General features: G+C 45.4%; 1 protein-coding gene. It reads right to left on the reverse strand.

Annotated features, from left to right (window positions below; all coding sequences use genetic code 11):
- Nucleotides 1-127 precede the first annotated feature (127 nt).
- Complete coding sequence (locus V7L97_RS12735; protein WP_442891849.1) at nucleotides 128-1,285, reverse strand: NADP-dependent isocitrate dehydrogenase; 1,158 nt, start codon at nucleotides 1,283-1,285, stop codon at nucleotides 128-130.
- Nucleotides 1,286-1,349: the final 64 nt, after the last annotated feature.

Genomic DNA, 1,349 nt, shown 5'->3' on the forward strand with positions numbered 1-1,349 from the left:
ATGGCTGGATGCCATTCGAGAATGAAGCGAAGAGATTATACCATTGCCTGACGCTTCAGTCGCAAAGAACTGTTACCAAAACATCACTATTCACTCCAGAGACCCATCCTTATCGCTGGATTTGAGACTAAATCGCCTTTTTCAGCCGCTCAGCAACCGCATCGATAAACTCTTCTGTTAATGCATATTTTGTTACAGGAGGCTCTGCTATTAGCATCAGGTCCTTTGTCATTATGCCGCTTTCAACTGTCTGGATAACAACACTTTCAAGAGTCTTTGCAAATCTGATTACATCGGGTGTGTTGTCAAGCTCTCCTCTTTTTGATATGGCGCCTGTCCATGCGAAGATAGATGCAATGGAATTTGTTGATGTGGGCTTGCCTTTAAGATGTTCGTAATAGTGTCTCATCACCGTACCATGCGCAGCTTCATACTCGAATTTGCCATCCGGTGATACAAGAACAGATGTCATAAGACCAAGGCTTCCGAAACCTGTTGCCACCATATCGGACATTACATCACCGTCGTAGTTCATGCATGCCCAGAGCATGCCGCCTTCTGATTTTATCACCTGTGCAACGGCATCATCGATCAGGAGGTAACGGTAATGTATTCCCGCCTGCCCAAACTTGTCTCTAACCCTTTCCACTTCCTCGGCAAAGACATCTCTGAAAAAGCCGTGATACTGTTTAGAAATTGTATCCTTTGCGCCGAACCACAGGTCAACCTTTTCGCTGAGGGCATAATTTATACATGACTGTGCAAAGCTCCTGATGGACTTTTCAGTATTATGCATTCCCATGATTACGCCTTTGCCCTTGAAGTCGTAAATCTTCAATATGGTCTTTTCACCGCCTCCTTCGGGAGTGAAGACAATCTCTGCAGTGCCGGGCCCATCGACCACAATCTCCACATCCTTGTATATGTCTCCGTATGCATGGCGTCCTATAATGATCGGCTTCTTCCATTTGCGGACTGCAGGTGGAATATTTTTTATGATTATGGGCTTTCTGAATACCGTACCGTCCAGTATTGAACGGATTGTCCCGTTGGGGCTTTTCCACTGTTGTTTGAGGTTGTATTCCTTTACACGGGCTGCATTGGGAGTTATGGTGGCGCACTTTACACCGACACCGAACTCCTTTATGGCATACGCCGATTCAACAGTAACCTTATCATCTGTCTCATCCCTGTGTTTTATGCCGAGGTCGTAATATTTCAAATCGATATCAAGGAAAGGCAGTATGAGCTTCTCCTTTATGAGATGCCATATGATCCTGGTCATTTCATCGCCGTCTATTTCGACGATGGGATTTTTCACCTTAATCCTGTCAGACACGTCTCCTCCT

The sequence above is a fragment of the Dissulfurispira sp. genome (genome assembly GCF_036745535.1).
Classification (GTDB): domain Bacteria; phylum Nitrospirota; class Thermodesulfovibrionia; order Thermodesulfovibrionales; family Dissulfurispiraceae; genus Dissulfurispira.

Excerpts from the sequence above, each read along its gene's own strand:
- V7L97_RS12735 (WP_442891849.1), bottom strand. The coding sequence starts at position 1,285 with ATGACCAGGATCATATGGCATCTCATAAAGGAGAAGCTCATACTGCCT.